The sequence below is a fragment of the Pseudomonas sp. TWR2-1-1 genome, assembly GCF_049897045.1.
Taxonomy (GTDB): domain Bacteria; phylum Pseudomonadota; class Gammaproteobacteria; order Pseudomonadales; family Pseudomonadaceae; genus Aquipseudomonas; species Aquipseudomonas versuta.
Map to the genome: position 1 here is coordinate 68,870 of NZ_JAFCVM010000012.1, position 16,379 is coordinate 85,248.

Genomic DNA, 16,379 nt, shown 5'->3' on the forward strand with positions numbered 1-16,379 from the left:
ATAAAACAGGTGCAGAACTTCAGATGACACCCTCTCAAGTGATCACCGGGGCTGATGTCCTCGCCTGTCTCGAAAAGTTGGTGGGAATTCTGCGCTGCGAACTGCACACATAACAGTCGCAGATAACGTGAAAAAATACGGATCAGTTGCTCGGCAATATGAAGTGAGCCGGTAACACGCTGCGCTGATACTCGGCCACTACTGCCTGACTCAGGTTTACCACCGCCTCGTTCAGCTCCAGGCCCGCCCCTGCGCGCCAACTGGCGTATACCGAAAAACCCGGCGCAGTCTCGATCGGCAAGGCGATCATCGCCCCGCTCTGCAATTCACGGCTGACCAGTACCGGCGGCAAGGCGCCAATGCCGAATCCGTCGGCGACCAGCTTGATAATGGCTGCCACCGAATTGATGCAGCTGACCCGCGGCGCCGGGATGCCTTGCTGATGCAGAAAGTTGAGCATGTCCTGATGCGGTCGCGAGTGCCGGGAGAAGGTCAGTAGCCGTTCCTGACACAGATCCGCCAGGCTGGTGTAACTGCGATCCAGTGCGCCATTACGGGCCACGACCCAGCTCAGGGGGTAACTGGCCAGTTGCAGGTTGCGCACCCCGTCCGCCCGTAGCAGATCCGTCTGGAAAATCAGGTCCAGCTGGCCTTTGAGCAATTGCTCGCCCAGGTTCAGCGCGGTATCGGCAGTCAGCTCGACTTCGACCTGCGGGTAGTCCCGGCTAAGGGCGCTGATCAACTCGCTCAGCCAACTGTGAATCACGGTATCCATGACCCCGATACGCAAGCGCCCGGCAAAGCTGTCGGCCAGGCCAAGGGACTGATGCAGGCGTTGCTGGGTCGCGAGCATTTCCTCGGCGTAACCCAGCACCTTGTGGCCCTCGCGTGTCAGGTTCACCCCACGCGAATCGCGCAGGAACAACTGCACACCCAGCTCGGTTTCGAGCACTGAAATGCGACTGGATATCGCCGCTTGGGTGGTTGAAAGCTTTTCCGCGGTCAGGCGAAAACTGCCAAGACGCGCCACCCAGACGAATGTAAGAAGAAAACGCATATTCATTAAGGGGGTTTTCTCCGGACCGAAACAAGTGCGCCACTCTAAACCTTTGCCGCGAACTCAATCCAGTCGGCTTAAGTCGGTGATTGGCAAAACTTTTTTGTTCAGCCGTGACAACTTTTATTGACTGGACGCGTCGCTCAAAGCCACCAACCATATCGGTCAATGATGCTCCCTCATCGGGCATCAAAAATAAAAAAACACGCTGAGTCCGGCAGCGTACCGATTTTGCGAAAGTGCGCCAGACCGCTTTCGCCTTGCCCGTACCAGCCTGCCCTGGTGCTGCGGCATTCAGCTAAGGGATTTCCCTTCATGCAAACCGTCGTAAATCTATGGCCCCTGATTGGCGTGCTCGTCATCATCGCGGGCTTTGTACTGCGCTTTAACCCACTGCTGGTGGTGAGCGCGGCGGCTATCGTCACCGGCCTTGCGGCCCATTTCCCGCTGGAAAAAATCATCACCCTGATGGGCGAAGGCTTTCTCCAGACCCGCGCCCTGCAACTGATTCTGCTATTACCCCTGGCCGTGATCGGCCTGCTGGAACGTCATGGTTTGCGCCTGCATGCGCAAAACTGGATCGCCAGCTTCCAGCGGGCGACGGTCGGGCGACTGCTGATCATGTACCTGTTTGTGCGCGAGGCGACCGCTGCGGTGGGCCTGACCAGCCTGGGCGGCCATCCACAAATGGTGCGCCCGTTGCTCGCGCCCATGGCCGAAGGCGCTGCCGAAAACAAATACGGCAAGCTGCCGGACAAGGTGCGACACAAGGTGCTGGCCATGTGTGCCGCCACCGATAACATCGGCCTGTTCTTTGGCGAAGATATTTTCGTCGCCTTTGGTGCAATCGCCCTGATGCATACCTTTCTGCTGGGCTCGGGGCTGAATGTCGAGCCGCTGCACATCGCCTTCTGGGGCATCCCGACCGCCATTTGCGCCTTTATCATCCATGCATTGCGCCTGTATCGCTTCGACCTGATGCTCTCACGCAGCATGGCCGAAGTGGCCCAGGCAGATGCTGACGCGGCGCAGGAGCTGGCACGATGATTATTTCTATCGAGTATTTCTACTGGCTCGCCGGCGCACTGCTGCTGATCACTGCGGGCATGATTGCGACAGACCGCACCCACCCCAAGCGCTGGACCAGCAGCCTGTTCTGGGCGCTGTTCGCGCTGGTCTTTCTGATTGGCGACCGGCTTTCGCCGTTCGTGGTCGGTGTCGGGGTACTGGTCATGGCGGTTATTGCCGGCATCGGCGGCGTCGGTCGCGGGGCCCATGCCGAACTGCACGTCAAAGCGGCACGGGCCAGCGCCGGCCGTTTGGGCCACAAGCTGTTTATCCCGGCGCTGTCGATTCCGCTGGTAACGGTCATTGGCTCGGTCCTGCTCAAAAACGTGCAGATCGGCGGCGTACCGCTGCTCGACCCGAAGAACACCACCTTCGTGTCGCTGGGCATCGGCTGCATGGTGGCATTGCTGCTGGCTTGCATTCTGACCCGCGACACACCGCTACAGGGCTTGCGCGAATCCCGGCGTCTGACCGAAGCCCTTGGCTGGACCATGGTGCTGCCGCAAATGCTGGCCATGCTCGGCCTGCTGTTCAATGACGCCGGGGTCGGCGCCGCTGTCGCCCACGTCACCACCGCCTACATCAACATGGACTATCGCCTGGTGGCGGTGATGGTTTACGTACTGGGCATGGCCCTGTTTACCGTGATCATGGGTAACGGCTTTGCTGCATTCCCGGTGATGACCGGCGGTGTCGGTGTACCTATTCTGGTGGGGATCTACGATGCCAACCCGGCAGTCATGGCAGCGATCGGCATGTTTTCCGGTTATTGCGGCACCCTGATGACGCCGATGGCGGCCAACTTCAACATTGTGCCCGTCGCCCTGCTGGAACTGCCGGACAAATACGCCGTGATCAAGGCCCAGATGCCAACGGCGCTGCTGATGCTGGTGGTCAATATCGTCCTGCTTTATCTGTTGATGTGAGGCCTGCCATGCGCACCGTGCTGCTGACCGGTTTTGAACCGTTCGACCAAGATACGATCAACCCGTCCTGGGAGGCCGTGCGCCTTCTGGACGGCATTTTACTCAGCGATGATGTGCGCATCGTCGCCCGCCAGTTGCCCTGCGCTTTCGCCGAAGCGCCGGCCCGTCTTGCCGGGTTTCTGGATGAGTACAAACCCGAGATGGTGATTGCCGTAGGGCTGGCCAGCGGGCGTGCCGACGTGTCGGTCGAGCGGGTGGCGATCAACCTCAACGACGCGCGGATCCCCGATAACCTGGGCCTGCAACCGATCGACACGCCGGTGGTGGCGCAAGGGCCTGCGGCGTATTTCAGTACCTTGCCGATCAAGGCCATGGTGCGGGCAATCCAGGCTGCCGGCATTGGTGCCTCGGTGTCACATACGGCGGGCACCTTTGTCTGCAATCAGGTGTTCTACAGCTTGCAGCACGCACTGGCAGGCTCGGGAGTACGCAGTGGCTTTATCCATATCCCTGCGCTGGCGCAACAAGCGCTGGAATCCGGGGTGCCGTCCATGGCACTGGAGACGATGGTTCAAGGGCTGCGTATCGCGCTGATAACGGCGCTGAACACTGAGCACGACGTGCTTGAAACCGGCGGCCAGGTGAGCTGACAGAGGGCTGCGCGGCTAAAAGTGGAACGCCACACCCGTGGTGACGTTGAACGGGTCACCGGGGAAGAAATTCGCCGAGTCCTGACCCTTGGCGTCATACGTGGTGTTGGCAGCCGTGGCGTAGTGTTGGTTGGTCAAGTTACGCGCATCAACAAACACCTCCCACTTTTTGCTCGGCGCCTCGTAGCCCACCTTCGCCCCCCAGACCACATAGGACGGCGCGCCAAGGGTATTGGCAAAGTCGACGTAATAGCTGGAAGCGGCGCGGGCATTGAGTTGCGCGTAAAAGCCTGCAGATTGCCGATACTGCAGCTCGGCCTGATACACCTGGCGCGGCAGCCCCGGCAGTTGATTGTCACCAAACACCGGGTCGTTGCGGTAGTGGAAATCGTTGTAGGTATAGGCCTGGCGCAGCGCAATGCTGTCGCCATTCTGATTCTCCCAGAGCAATGCATTAAGCCCTGCTTCTATCCCCTGATGAATCGTCGGACTGGCGTTTGAGGTGGCAATCAACTGATCCTCGGTTGCGCTCGCCGGGCGTACTACCACCGACAGCAGCTCCTTGTGTACCCACGACCGATAGACCGTCAGGCTACCGTCAAAAATGCCATGCCCGCCGCGAATGCCAAACTCCAGGGTATTGGCCTTTTGCGGCCGGACATCGCGAATATAGGGGGTGCCGGTGCTGCCCAGTTGCCAGGTCACCGGCGGATCAACGGAACGGCTGACGTTGCCAAAGAGTTCAAACTCCGGTGTCAGCTGGTAGCGCAAGCCAAGGCGCGGAGCCAGGTCGTATTCGCTGTACTCAACCCCGCTGGGGAACTCACTGGTGTTGACCGCAGTGGTGTATTTGATGTCGGCCTTGCGCTTGATATCGATCCACGACAGGCCACTAGAAAGCCAGGTGCGCTCTCCCAGTTGCAGCTCGTTACCCAGCGAAAAGACCGTGTCGCGCGAGCCGGTGTAATCGGTTTTTTGTTGCGTGTTGCCGGTGTCCCGAAAGTGCGATTTAACATCCGCCTGCCAGGCCCGGGTCGTGCTGAAGGTTACGCTGCTGTCGCTGGGCAGGCCGAGGAAGGTATCGCCGGTGCGCAGATAGCGCAGGGTCAGGTTCAGATCCGTGGAGCGCCAGTCCTGGGGCGTAGCGCTGTAGCGCCAGCCGTTCAACAGCGGGTAATCGTTATAGCCCAGCCCTACTTCCAGCTTGGCATTGTCATCAAAGGTGTAGGTGGTTTTGCTGCCCAGCAGGGTCGATCCGTCCTTCTTGCGCCCGGTGGGAACATCGTTGCTTGTAGGGTCATGTTTGAGTTGGTACTTGGTTAAAGGATTGCCCTGGGTCAGGGTCTCTTCGCGATAACGCAGGAAGAAACGGGTCTCGAGTTTGGGACTGAACACGTGACCGAAGTTGGCAACCAGCCCCTGCCCCTTGTTGGAAGTATCGTCCTGATAGCCGTCGCGCTGGTTGTGCAACACACTCACGTAATAGTCGCTGTCACCCACTACCCCGCCGGTGCTCAGTTGCTGTTTGCGATAGCCGAAACTGCCGGCCTCCAAGCGTGCATAGTTGCCCGGGTCGGTACGTCCGGTCTTGCTCACAAAGTTGATCGCGCCGCCCAGCGACAACGCGGAGTACAGATAAGCATTGGCGCCATACAGCACCTCGGTGTGATCCACCGAAGCCATGTCCAGCATGTCCTCCTGGGTACCGCCCGGCCCGGTGAGCGGCAGGCCGTCATAGAGGAATTTGATCCCCAGTACGTACCCTTGATAGAAGGTGTTGAGGCCCGAGCCGCGAATCGAAATCTTGTTCGCTCCCGAGCCGCTGGTGGCCTGGGCGAAGACTCCGGGCTGCAGGGCCAGAACGTCTTCGGCATTGGCCGCACGCCCGCGTTCCACCTCGTGGTTGTCCACCACCGCGGTGTTGCCCGCGACTTTTTTCAACGCCTTTTCAGCCTTCAGCGCCCCGGACGCCTGAGCGCCGGTGACCACCACCGTGTCCAGCGTCGGGCTCTGGTTGGCGGCCGTCTCCTGGGCAGCCATAGCCGTACCCTGAACCAGCATCAGCAACATGCCCATGCTGGACGCCGTTGCTAACGTATTAAGACGCTGAGCGCGTTTCTCGAACTTTCGCCACATCAATTCAACACCCCTGACTCAGTTAATTAGTTGGAGCATCTATTGGTATAGTCGCGCTCGAACATCAACTTTGCAGGGTTCATGCCAGCTAAATAACCGGCAAAAACGTTAACTAAAGCGGGGTTGAATCCACTCAATCCGACACTTTGTAAAACAACTGTACAGCGCACAACAGTTGGCACTTCATGCGCTCCGTTGCCCGGGAGTTTGCACACTTCTTATCACGGTCTGAGCCATTGATAGACGACCGCCCGAGGTATTCCGGGCGGTCGCAGTAGGGTTACAAGTGCGCAATATCAATGGCTGTGGGCGTGACCGGCCGTTGCCGTCCCGGCGAAATACTCCTCATCGGTGACCTTTTCCAGCCAGACCACGGCCACGCCGTCCAGCGCCTCCTGGATTGCAATATGAGTCATCGAGGTGGTTGGCGAAGCGCCGTGCCAGTGTTTGTGTCCGGGGGGGCACCAGATGACGTCACCGGCGCGGATTTCCACAATCGGCTCGCCTTCACACTGGGTCCAGCCACAGCCGGCTGTCACAACCAGGGTCTGCCCCAGCGGATGGGTATGCCAGGCGGACCGGGCCCCCGGTTCAAAAGTCACGCTGGCCACCGAAACCCGCGAAGGTTCTGGCGCAGTGTTCAGCGGATCGATGCGAACAGTGCCGGTGAACCAGGCCTCGGGGCCTTTAACCGAAGGTTGTGAGCCAACACGTTTGAGTTCCATTGCGGTTTTCCTCTAGCCGATTCAAGTAGGTTGCAGCCCGTTCAGGCCTGTTGATGCCCTTACTGTATAGACCAGCCCGGCCTATGATTAGATGGCAAAATCGGCATGCACTTATGCAATGGAGCATCAATGCGAGAAAACCTTAACGATTTGCTGGCCAGGACCCATGTCGATGACGCAAGGCTGAACTGGGTACTTGAAGACTGGTTCCCGACCTATACCGGCTACCACCTTTTTTACCCGAGCCGGCGACAGGCCTCGCAAGCGGTGTCTCTGGTGGTCCAGGCGTTGAAAGCAGATGCACTCTCTGGTGACAGCCGTGCATACCCATGAAATTCAAATCCGGCAAAACCCTGCTTAGATAGTTTTATATTCTATTTATTTAGTTTTTAAGCGAATAATATTTTACATACGCACTAGAACAGACAAAAAGATTCAATATTTTTCGCTGCAATAGCCGGTACCATTTTCCTCACACTTTGCAGGAAGGTACCGCCGCAATGCATGACGCCATGACTCGCTACATTCACGCCGGAAGAACCCCGCAGGCCTTCGGCGGGCTGGTCAACACCCCGATTTTTCGCGGTTCGACCGTCCTGGCGGACAGCTTCGCCAGCTGGGAGGCGAGCAAAAAAAATGGCAATCCTTATTCCAACTATGGACGCTTCGGCACCCCCACCACCCGTTCGTTCGAACAGGCCATGGCCGAGCTGGAAGGGGGTCATGGCAGCCTGGTTTTCCCTTCGGGCCTGGCGGCCTGCACACATGCCCTGCTGGCTTTTGTCTGTGCTGGCGATCATGTACTGATGACTGACAACATCTACGGCCCTACCCGCTCGTTTGCCAACAACGTGCTGAGCCGCCTAGGGGTTGAAGTTGAATATTTCTCACCGCTGATCGGCGCCGGGATTGCTGCACTCATGCGCCCCAACACCCGGGTGGTCTTTGCCGAATCACCGGGCTCACTGACGTTCGAGGTGGCGGACCTGCCCGCAATCAGCGCGGCGGCCCATGCGGCAGGCGCCTTTGTGCTGCTCGACAATACCTGGGCCTCCCCCTTGTACTTCAAGCCGTTTGAACACGGGGTTGATGTGTCGATTCAAGCGGCGACCAAATACATCGTCGGCCACTCGGACGCCCTGTTGGGCACGGCCACCGCCAACCGCAGGGCCTGGGAAATCCTTAAAGCCGGGGCCCATGATTTTGGACAGACCGCCAGCCCGGACGACTTGTTTCTGGCACTGCGCGGCTTGCGCACCCTGCCGATCCGGCTGCAACAGCACTGGCGCAGCGGCGTGGCACTGGCGCAAAGCCTGAGCGAGCACCCGGGCGTTAGCCAAGTGTTGCACCCGGCCCTTGCCAACGACCCCGGGCACGACCTTTGGAAGCGGGATTTTCTGGGCGCCAGCGGCCTGTTCTCAATACGGGTCAACACCCGGGACACAGCCATGCTGGGGCGCCTGTTTGATAATTTGAAACTGTTCGGGATCGGGCTTTCCTGGGGCGGCTTCGAGAGCCTGGTAGTCCCGGTTGGCCAGCCTGTGCGCAGTTGCGCCCGACAGGCCGACGAAGGCTATTTGATCCGGGTACATGCCGGCCTGGAACACATCGACGACCTGATCGAAGACTTCCACCGGGCCCTGGATATCGCCTTTGGAAAATGCTGTGTAGCGGTGGCCTGACCCATACCTCCCCCCCCCGTAGCAGTTGCCGAAGGCTACGTCCGGTTGCGCAGCGACCGTCACGCTCGTTACCACCCGAAGCCTGTAGTCGCTGACGAGTGCAACGAGACTGCGAGAAAGACCGCAGGGCCACGAGGTCTGCTGCGCAGCCCATCGCAGCCTCGTCCCTCGTCAGCGACTACGCACCGCCAAACATTCACGGGGCGGCAACCCCGCGCCTGCAGTTAAGGTTTATGGCGCATAGCGCAGGGGCAATCGCGTGGAATATTTGATTTGTTCCATGGAAAAGCTCGAACTGATGTCGGCCAGGCCCGGGATACGGATCAGCTGTTTATACACCCCGTCATAGGCCGCCACATCAGGCACTGCCACCCGCAACAGGTAATCCGTGTCACCCGCCATCCGGTAAACCTCCACCACTTCATCCACTGCCGAGACGGCGGCGTGAAACTGCGCCAGCCAGTCAGCATTGTGTTGCGTGGTTTTGATCGAGACGAACACCACAACCCCGACATTGAGTTTGTGGCCGTCCAGCAAGGCGACCCGGGCGCGGATCACTCCGGACTCTTCCAGCTTCTGAATCCGCCGCCAGCAGGCCGTACTGCCCAGGCCGATCTGATCGGCAATCTCGGCCACCGGCCGAGTGCAGTCGGTTTGCAGAATTTGCAGGATTGCCCGGTCAAGCTTGTCCATGGGGGTCTTTACCTTGCGAGGGGACTGTTCAGCCCTTGGCTGCCATTGCGGTCACTTCTACACGCATGCCTGCGACTGCCAGTGCGGCCACACCCACAGCAGCGCGTACCGGCCACGGCTTGGCAAAGAAACGTTTGTAGACCTCGTTGAAAGCCGCGCGATCGGCCATGTCGGTAAGGTAAATGGTCAGATGCATGACCCGGTCCATGGAGCTGCCCGCGCGTTCCAGCGCGACCTTCAGCGCTTGCAGCGTGCACTCGCTCTGCTGGGTGATATCACCCAGCTCCAGGCTGCCATCGGCGCGGGTGGGGATCTGGGTGGAAACCAGCAAACCGGCAAAACCGGCCACGTCGGAGGAGATCGACTGGGTGTCTGGATCGGGGGTAAAGGTGATGTCCTGGTTGGCCATGTAACTCTCTTTTTGTAGGGGGGCTGTCACGTTGAAGCGCCACAGTTTACAGCCTCTGCGTCCGTCATTGCTGATTCAGCCCGAATATCCGCATGGCTAAACCCCGGGGCCGGCAATGAACAGCAGCGCACGGCAGGCCATGTCTGTTGCAGACATGGCCTGCCCTGATCAGGCCTTCACATACACCCAGGCCGTGAGCCCGGACGCCAGCGCTACGGCAACTCGCTGATAGTCCGCCACTTCGTAGGCATCTGCCGCAGCCAGTTCCTGCTCCGATATCCGGAACACCATGCCCGCCACCCGGTCATCAAGGTTGGTGCTGACACTCACGATGGGATGATGGGTCTTGCCGCTGGTGGCGAGAACCTGCGGGTCGGTGATCTCGACCCATGACTGCTTGTAGCCGGTCATCTGATCCGCCTGGCCTGCCAGTTCGCGACCAAAATTGGCCAGTTGCACGGCCGGGTCCTGCAAGGTGCCATAGGAAAAAAGCAGCACCGGGTTAACTGTGGTTTGCATCATGGGTCTCCATTAAAAACGGTTGGTCAAGCCAGCAAGTCTTCAAAAAATGCGCCGTAAGGCAGGTCCGGGTGGGCAATCTGGATTTCCAGAATCCACAGCCCTTGATTGGGGTAATGTTCAAAATCCCCCAGGTCACCGCCCCGGTGAACGGCATGGGGGAAATCGCTGACCCGGTGGCCCTTGATATTGAGGTTCAAGACCCAGCCCATTGCCTGAGCCTGCTCTTGGGCATAGCGATACAACTCAAGGCCCACCACCTGCTCGTTGCGCCATTTCAATTGCACGCGATCGAACAACTCTTTTGCCGCCTCGGCACAGGCAGCCATTTGCGGATCATTACCGGTAACGAAGGTCGCTCCGGCGTCGCCCTCATGGCCCTCCCACACCGCCCCCATGTCGATAAAGAAAATATCGTCTTCACCCAGCACCGGATCGCCTTCTGACCGCTGCTTGAAGGTCTTCAGGGTATTGGCCCCAAATCGCACCAGCAACGGATGCCAGATCCGCTGCATGTCCAGTTCCGCGAGCACCTGTTTGCCCGCCGCTTGCGCCTCGGACTCGCGCATGCCGGGCCGGATCAGGGCTGACAGGCGTTCGATGGCGCACCAGGTCATCGCCTGAGCATGACGCATGGACTCAATGTTGTAGCTGGGGCCTACGGCCTCTTTGGGTTGTGCAACCACGGCGTTACTCCTGTATCCACGGGGTCAATCGCTATATCTATAACTATATAGCGATGTCCATGAACGCCGATATCAGAATTTTTTGCTGCCGACTCGATCAACCCCAATGCCGATCTCTCAGCGCAATGGCGGCAAGCCATAGGCGGCGAGATCAACATCCGCCAGCTGGCGCAAAATCTGGTCGGCGTGATGGTATTTGCTGTCGGCCATGGCCTCATCGGGCACCGCAATGGCGGCCATGTTTGCGGCCTTGGCGGCGGTCACGCCAAAGGGCGAATCCTCGAACACCAGGCAATCTTCAGGTGCAACGCCCAGACGCCGGGCAGCCGTGAGAAAGATATCGGGAGCCGGCTTGGCCGCGCCGACCTCAGGATCGTCGGCGGTCACAATGGTGTCGAACAGTTCAAACCATTCGCGGTGCAAGGTGGTCTTGTGCGCAAGGGAATCGCGCGACGAACTGGTGCCCACTGCAATCGGGATCTTATGCGCCTGCAAGTGCCGCACCAGCGCTTCGGCGCCCGGCATGCCCAGGGCCTTGGGGAAACGCTCGCTCAGCAGCGGTTCGCGCACGAGCAGAAACTCGTCCACCGTGAGCGGCAATTCCAGGGCCTTGATCAGAATCGCGGCCAGGTCCCGGGCTCCGCGACCGATGATTTGCTGCTTGATGTCCCAGCCGTAGGTTCGGCCGTAGCGTGCAGCGATGATCTGTGTCACTTCGCTGTAGATACCCTCGGTATCCAGCAACAACCCGTCCATATCGAAAATCACGGCCTTGATCGGGCCGACAACAGTGCGCGGTACGTTCATCACAACAGATCCATGGCAAGGGACTAAAAGGATTCAGCACAATAACGGCCCGGCTTGCCTGAATGCCAGCGGCAAGAGAAATAAGTATCGCCTTGACCGCTGACAAATTCCGCGCCCCCATCGCTGGCAAGCCAGCTCCCACAAGGGCGTGATGAACTCTGGATTTACCTGGCAATGCTGACCTGTAGGAGCTGGCAAGCCAGCTCCTACAAGGGCGTGGTGAACTCTGGATTTACCTGGCAATGCTGACCTGTGGGAGCTGGCTTGCCAGCGATGGGGGCATAGCAGTGCTCGTCAGCAATCACCATCAAGCCCATATGGGCACTGATGGCACCGGCGGATTAATGACTGGCCGGCAAAACAGTAATTCTGCAATCACTGTGTTTCCCGGCATCGCCGGCGCAGACACTACCCTGTTGGCATGCGGCCCGCATTGAACCCATAGAAGGAGTCATCATGAATACTGATTTTGCTGCCTGGGCCTGGAACCCGGGCAAAGGTATCGACGGTTTACAGCTGATCCGCAAACCGCTTTTACAGCCCGCCGCAGGCGAAGTGTTGGTTGCCAACCGCGCCATCGCATTGAACCCGGTGGACTGGAAAATCATTGAGGGCGGTCACCCTGCATGGCAAACCGGTCGCGTACCGGGCGTGGATGGAATGGGGGTGGTGGTGGCTGCAGGAACCGGTGTAAACATCAAACCGGGCACCCGGGTGGCGTATCACCAGTCACTGGAGCGCGACGGCAGTTTCGCCGAGTACTGCATGCTTGAGGCGGCCAGCGTCCTGCTGGTGCCTGCGGCCCTGGATGACCGCCATGCCGCGGCACTGCCCTGCCCCGGCCTGACCGCCTGGCAGGCACTGGAAAAAATACCGCCAGCCACATCCAGCGACGTACTGGTGGTGGGGGCCGGAGGCGCTGTCGGCCTGTTCCTGGTTCAACTCGCGGTACAACGTGGCTTTCGGGTCTGGGCCACGGCGTCTGCAGCGCACCATGCCAGCCTGAAGACACTGGGTGCCGCCGGGGTGTTTGATTACCGACAGGACACTTGGCAGCACGCCCTGCAAACGACGTTGGGCGAACGCAGATTGCACGCGATATTCGATACCGTCAGCGGCGCGCACGCTGCCACTCTGGCACCGATGCTGGGTTACAACGGGCACCTGGTGTGCATTCAGGATCGTCAGGACGTTGCGCCATTACCGGCCTTCAGCACAGCGATTTCATTGCATGAAGTGGCGCTCAACAGTTTTCACGCCCATGCCGGTCTCAATGATCGCCAGCAACTGCGCCACAACGGCGAACGACTACTGGGCGCCCTGCTGGAAGGCAGTCTGTTTGGCCCCGGACTGCAGCGCTTTGATTTCCAGCAACTGCCACAGGCCTTGCAGGAACTGAAAAAAGGCGCCGGTGGCAAGTGGATCGCCTGCCTGCCCCCTTCAACGCCCATTTTGCCGCAGGCGTAAAAGCCGGCTGCTCCCGCAGGGTTGCGGGGTGGATGTTGCACCTGCGGGCGCTGCAAAGCCGCAGCGCTGGCAAGCCAGCTCCCACGGGGGTTGGTCCGACCCGGGTCAGGGGCTGGCTGCCCACCGAACCTATTTCTCCAGCTACAGTCAGATACTGCACGTATCTACAGTCAAGCGGGGCGCACTTCATGGACACCTTCAAGCACATGCTCAGCAACTGGGAATCTAAAGCCCGGGAATCCGGCGAACGGGTGGAATACACCCTGACCCTTGATAAACATGACCTGGTCAAGATCAAGGCACTGGCACAAGCCTATGGCCTGGATGAAGCGACCATCACTGAGGGGCTTATCCACTCAGCGGTCAAGGAAGCAGAGAAATCCATGCCCTATGTGCAAGGCACTGAAGTGATAAGGGTTGAAGACGGTGAGGAGGTCTATGCAGATGCCGGCAAGACTCCGGCATTCGTGGCAGCAGAACAGAGGTTATCCAAGAGTCTGGGCGTCAGCTGATAGCGGCTGCGCTGTCGTTTACCCCCTCAGGGCTGGCAACAGGTCAGTCCTGTACCAGCGGCAGTTTCACCACGAATTCACTGCCCTTGCCATCCCCGTCACTCTTGCCGGTGACTGAACCGCCATGCGCTTCAACCAGTTCGCGGACCACTGTCAGGCCAATCCCCAGGCCTCCGCCGCTAAAGCCGACCGCATGCACGTCCTGTACAAATGGCTCGAAGATAAACGGGAAGGCTTTGGTAGAAATACCGATGCCGTCATCACAAATACTCAGCGTCAGGACATTGCCTTCGACGGTGACCGTAAGACTGATGTTGCCACCGGCCGGGGTGTACTTGGCCGCATTGCCCAGCAGGTTGCCAAGGATCTGGGTGAGTCGCCCGGGATCACCGTTCACCCTCAAGGCGCATCCTGGCAGCACGGCAGTGAAATTCAGGTTGTGGGCGAGCATGACCGGGCTACAGATCTCTATCGACTCCTGGATGATCTGGACCATATCGACAATGTGGCAGTCGAGGCGAAATTTTCCGGTGTTGGCGCGCGAGACATCGAGCAGATCTTCCACCAGGCGCGACATATGCAGTACCTGATCTTCGATCAGTTTTTGCATGCGCGGCAGCTCTTCACTCGGCACCCGCACTAGGCGGCCGGCAATCAGGCTGATCGGGGTCAATGGATTACGCAGTTCGTGAGCCACCAGCGTCAGAACATTGCGCTGCTGTTTCAGTGACTGCTCGGCCAGGTCCTGGAGATGTTGCGCGCTGAGGGCCGCCATCACCAATTGTTCATTGGCTTCACGCATTTTCAGATACAGCTGTTGCTCTACCAGCGTGAGTTTCGGTTTTTCGGCCTCGGCCTGGGCCAGCAAAATCGACAGCACCAATTGCTGGTTGGCCTCGATCAGCTGCTCGACATGCTGGCTGTCCACCAGCCGGGTATTGGCTTCGCTCAATTCTTTATTCAGCGCCGCCAACACCGCGCGCGCTTCAACGGTGCGCTGGCCAATCAGAAACAGTTCACGAGCGGCTGCAGACACCGCCCGATCATTTTCGCCATTGCCCTCGTTCATGTTGTTTTACTCATCCATCGTCTTGGCACAGGTTGCGCCGGGTGGGCCGCCCACCGAGCAGACCTTCCTGCTCCGGCAACATTTCGCCGACCTGCAGGCCGTTATCGTCGATGCTATACAGGCGCAGTTCATTGGAATGAGCACTGGCCCGGACCTTGACCACGGCCATGATGCGCAACAGGCGACTTTGCACTTCGATATAGCGCTGGACGATGATTGCATCGGTCAGAAACGCCGTGCCATAGGGGCTGAATCGCAGGTCGGTGTAGCGGTCTTCCAGCTCCGAAGTCAGCAACACGCTGACTCCGACACTGGTCAATGCGCTGACCATGCGCGACAGCGACTCGCGAAAGTCCTCGCGAAAGGTCGGCGCCAGTGCCAGCTCGAAACCGGAAAGCGAGTCGATGACGACCCGGGTCGCTTTCAGCCGGCTGATCTCGCTCAACAGCAAATGAACAATTTCATCGATCGACAGGTCCGGTGCGCGGCTGTCTACCAGGCCGACCTGACCACCCTCGATCAAACTGGCAAGCGTGGCATTTTGCGAGTGATTGGGCCGCTGCTCGAACACCGCAATCACGCCGGTTTCGCCATTGCGTGCACCCTCAGCAAGGAAGGTGGCCGCCAGGATGCTTTTGCCGGAGCCCGACGGCCCCGCCACCAGCAATGAGTAACCTCTGGGCAGACCGCCACCGAGCATTTCGTCCAGCAATGGCACGCCCATTTTCAGGCGCTTGATCGGGTATTCAAGCGCAGCACCACTGAAATCTGGGGTTGCCGGGGCAAACACCTTGATCCCCGATTGGGCGATACGGAAGGTATGCAGCCCGGGCAAGGTCGGCTGGCCGCGCATCTTCATGATTTCCATCTTGCGCACCATGGAGTTGCGCTGAACGCTCTGGCGCAGCCAGATCAGGCCGTCGGCCACGGTGAAGATCGGATTGGTATCAGTCTCGGTGAAGTACTCGCCAATCAGAAAGGTGGTGGCCTGCCAGGTCGTCATCAACATGCCCAGTTGCTGAACGAACTGCGGCAGGTTGTTGTTCGGGTTGTCCTGGGTCTGGCTGGCCAGCACCACTGAACGGAACGAGTCGACGAACACCAGCGCCGGAGAGTGCATCTGCACCTCGCTGACAATGCGCCGCAGCACTTCGTCCAGGTCCCCGGCAAGGGTGTCGTCAGCCAGGTTGATATAGCGAATCGAGCGGTTGATCGCTTCGCTGTCAAAAAAATCGAATTGCTGCTGATACCGCAGCATCTTCAGAGGCGGTTCGCCAAGCACCGTAAAGAACAGCGCGGGACGCTCGGGTGTCGCCAGGGCGAACATCATCTGATGAGCCAGGGTGGTCTTGCCGCAGCCGGGCGGGCCGGCAATCAGATTGAACGAAAACTCCGGCAAACCTCCGCCCAGCACCTCGTCCAGTCCTGGCACGCCGGTGGCCAGGCGGTTGATAGTCACTTTGGAGCTCATGGCGAAGTTTCCTGCGAAGGGGTGTCGCTCAAAGAAGGTTCCCATGCACTACGAAGCAGGCGTGCGGTGAGCGCGGGGCCGATCAACGTAGTCAACAACTCGTAGAAAGTAATCAGCAGCACTTCACCGAAAAAAAATACCTCGGCTTCGCTTTGCTCGTTGAGTACGGCCTTCAGAGCAGTCAGGTCCAGGGAGCCCGGCACACTGTCGTAAGTGCCGGTCAAGCGGGGATGACGGGAGATACACAGATGCAGGCTGCGGCGAAAAAGCGCCACAACCCCTTGGTGACCGATGATCGGAGTGAGGGCTGCGTCCATACCCTGCAAGGTTGAAATGATCGCGTGAGCGGTCGTTGCAGTGTCAGCATTGGGACCCGCACGGTGCGCCAGAGAAGCTACGATCTGGCGGCTCTCTTCGCTTAACGTGGACATGGCTAACGGATATCTAGTGGACAGCATCAAAGGGTACACCCTATTGCAGCCGACCACAGGCCTATCGGTGG

18 protein-coding genes are annotated in these 16,379 nt (G+C 59.2%); 7 read left to right on the top strand and 11 right to left on the bottom strand.

The genetic code is table 11. From position 1 onward, the window contains the following. Window positions 1-142 precede the first annotated feature (142 nt). On the bottom strand, window positions 143-1,063 hold the full coding sequence (locus ACP7BO_RS22535; RefSeq protein WP_426212819.1) for a LysR family transcriptional regulator: 921 nt from the start codon (window positions 1,061-1,063) through the stop codon (window positions 143-145). A gap of 309 nt (window positions 1,064-1,372) precedes the next feature. Between ACP7BO_RS22535 and ACP7BO_RS22540 the strand changes: the two genes are divergently transcribed. The 3 genes from ACP7BO_RS22540 to pcp are packed head-to-tail and all read left to right on the top strand — an operon-like array spanning window position 1,373 to window position 3,701. Beyond that, entirely contained in the window at window positions 1,373-2,104 is a 732-nt protein-coding gene (locus ACP7BO_RS22540) for a DUF969 domain-containing protein (RefSeq protein WP_426212820.1), read from the top strand. Continuing rightward, window positions 2,101-3,051 carry a DUF979 domain-containing protein gene (locus ACP7BO_RS22545; RefSeq protein WP_397457129.1) on the top strand — a complete coding sequence of 317 codons (951 nt, stop codon included), beginning with the start codon at window positions 2,101-2,103 and terminating at the stop codon, window positions 3,049-3,051. Before ACP7BO_RS22540 ends, ACP7BO_RS22545 begins: the two co-directional genes overlap by 4 nt. Before the next feature lie 8 nt (window positions 3,052-3,059). Further along, complete coding sequence (gene pcp / locus ACP7BO_RS22550) at window positions 3,060-3,701, top strand: pyroglutamyl-peptidase I (RefSeq protein ID WP_397457130.1); 642 nt, start codon at window positions 3,060-3,062, stop codon at window positions 3,699-3,701. Window positions 3,702-3,716: 15 nt separating this feature from the next. Here the strand turns inward: pcp and ACP7BO_RS22555 are convergent, their stop codons facing one another. Together ACP7BO_RS22555 and ACP7BO_RS22560 are read right to left on the bottom strand one after the other, a co-directional pair. Next, window positions 3,717-5,837 carry a TonB-dependent receptor family protein gene (locus ACP7BO_RS22555; RefSeq protein ID WP_426212821.1) on the bottom strand — a complete coding sequence of 707 codons (2,121 nt, stop codon included), beginning with the start codon at window positions 5,835-5,837 and terminating at the stop codon, window positions 3,717-3,719. A 296-nt stretch (window positions 5,838-6,133) separates the two neighbouring features. Further along, window positions 6,134-6,562, bottom strand: coding sequence for a (R)-mandelonitrile lyase (locus ACP7BO_RS22560; RefSeq protein ID WP_060693259.1), 429 nt, complete (start codon window positions 6,560-6,562; stop codon window positions 6,134-6,136). A gap of 129 nt (window positions 6,563-6,691) precedes the next feature. On the opposite strand from ACP7BO_RS22560, the gene ACP7BO_RS22565 reads away from it, so the two are divergent. Both ACP7BO_RS22565 and metC read left to right on the top strand, forming a co-directional pair. Further along, complete coding sequence (locus ACP7BO_RS22565) at window positions 6,692-6,895, top strand: hypothetical protein (protein WP_426212822.1); 204 nt, start codon at window positions 6,692-6,694, stop codon at window positions 6,893-6,895. Window positions 6,896-7,062: 167 nt separating this feature from the next. Next, window positions 7,063-8,244 carry a cystathionine beta-lyase gene (gene metC, locus ACP7BO_RS22570; RefSeq protein WP_426212823.1) on the top strand — a complete coding sequence of 394 codons (1,182 nt, stop codon included), beginning with the start codon at window positions 7,063-7,065 and terminating at the stop codon, window positions 8,242-8,244. A gap of 231 nt (window positions 8,245-8,475) precedes the next feature. Here metC and ACP7BO_RS22575 read toward each other — a convergent pair whose 3' ends face one another. The 5 genes from ACP7BO_RS22575 to ACP7BO_RS22595 all read right to left on the bottom strand — a co-directional run bounded on the left by ACP7BO_RS22575 (window position 8,476) and on the right by ACP7BO_RS22595 (window position 11,358). Beyond that, window positions 8,476-8,937, bottom strand: a complete 462-nt coding sequence (locus ACP7BO_RS22575; protein WP_060693265.1) for an Lrp/AsnC family transcriptional regulator — start codon at window positions 8,935-8,937, stop codon at window positions 8,476-8,478. A 28-nt stretch (window positions 8,938-8,965) separates the two neighbouring features. Then, window positions 8,966-9,346 (bottom strand): RidA family protein, encoded by a 381-nt coding sequence (locus ACP7BO_RS22580; RefSeq protein WP_060693267.1) that lies wholly within the window; start codon window positions 9,344-9,346, stop codon window positions 8,966-8,968. Between the two features lie 168 nt (window positions 9,347-9,514). Next, window positions 9,515-9,865 carry a gamma-glutamylcyclotransferase family protein gene (locus ACP7BO_RS22585; RefSeq protein WP_426212824.1) on the bottom strand — a complete coding sequence of 117 codons (351 nt, stop codon included), beginning with the start codon at window positions 9,863-9,865 and terminating at the stop codon, window positions 9,515-9,517. A 26-nt stretch (window positions 9,866-9,891) separates the two neighbouring features. Beyond that, window positions 9,892-10,551 carry a M24 family metallopeptidase gene (locus tag ACP7BO_RS22590; protein WP_426212825.1) on the bottom strand — a complete coding sequence of 220 codons (660 nt, stop codon included), beginning with the start codon at window positions 10,549-10,551 and terminating at the stop codon, window positions 9,892-9,894. A gap of 117 nt (window positions 10,552-10,668) precedes the next feature. Beyond that, window positions 10,669-11,358 carry an HAD-IA family hydrolase gene (locus ACP7BO_RS22595; RefSeq protein WP_426212826.1) on the bottom strand — a complete coding sequence of 230 codons (690 nt, stop codon included), beginning with the start codon at window positions 11,356-11,358 and terminating at the stop codon, window positions 10,669-10,671. 456 nt (window positions 11,359-11,814) lie between these two features. On the opposite strand from ACP7BO_RS22595, the gene ACP7BO_RS22600 reads away from it, so the two are divergent. Both ACP7BO_RS22600 and ACP7BO_RS22605 read left to right on the top strand, forming a co-directional pair. After that, complete coding sequence (locus tag ACP7BO_RS22600) at window positions 11,815-12,825, top strand: zinc-binding dehydrogenase (protein WP_426212827.1); 1,011 nt, start codon at window positions 11,815-11,817, stop codon at window positions 12,823-12,825. A 188-nt stretch (window positions 12,826-13,013) separates the two neighbouring features. After that, window positions 13,014-13,337 (top strand): hypothetical protein, encoded by a 324-nt coding sequence (locus tag ACP7BO_RS22605; protein WP_397457137.1) that lies wholly within the window; start codon window positions 13,014-13,016, stop codon window positions 13,335-13,337. A 43-nt stretch (window positions 13,338-13,380) separates the two neighbouring features. On the opposite strand, the gene ACP7BO_RS22610 is transcribed toward ACP7BO_RS22605, so the two are convergent. Genes ACP7BO_RS22610 through ACP7BO_RS22620 form a run of 3 tightly spaced genes read right to left on the bottom strand, consistent with a single transcriptional unit; the run spans window position 13,381 to window position 16,308 of the window. Continuing rightward, entirely contained in the window at window positions 13,381-14,406 is a 1,026-nt protein-coding gene (locus ACP7BO_RS22610; protein ID WP_426212828.1) for a sensor histidine kinase, read from the bottom strand. 10 nt (window positions 14,407-14,416) lie between these two features. Then, window positions 14,417-15,877, bottom strand: a complete 1,461-nt coding sequence (locus ACP7BO_RS22615) for an RAD55 family ATPase (RefSeq protein WP_426212829.1) — start codon at window positions 15,875-15,877, stop codon at window positions 14,417-14,419. After that, a complete protein-coding gene (locus tag ACP7BO_RS22620) occupies window positions 15,874-16,308 on the bottom strand; it encodes a hypothetical protein (RefSeq protein ID WP_426212830.1) in 435 nt (144 codons plus the stop codon). The genes ACP7BO_RS22615 and ACP7BO_RS22620 overlap by 4 nt, the downstream gene beginning before the upstream one ends. Between the last annotated feature and the right edge of the window lie 71 nt (window positions 16,309-16,379).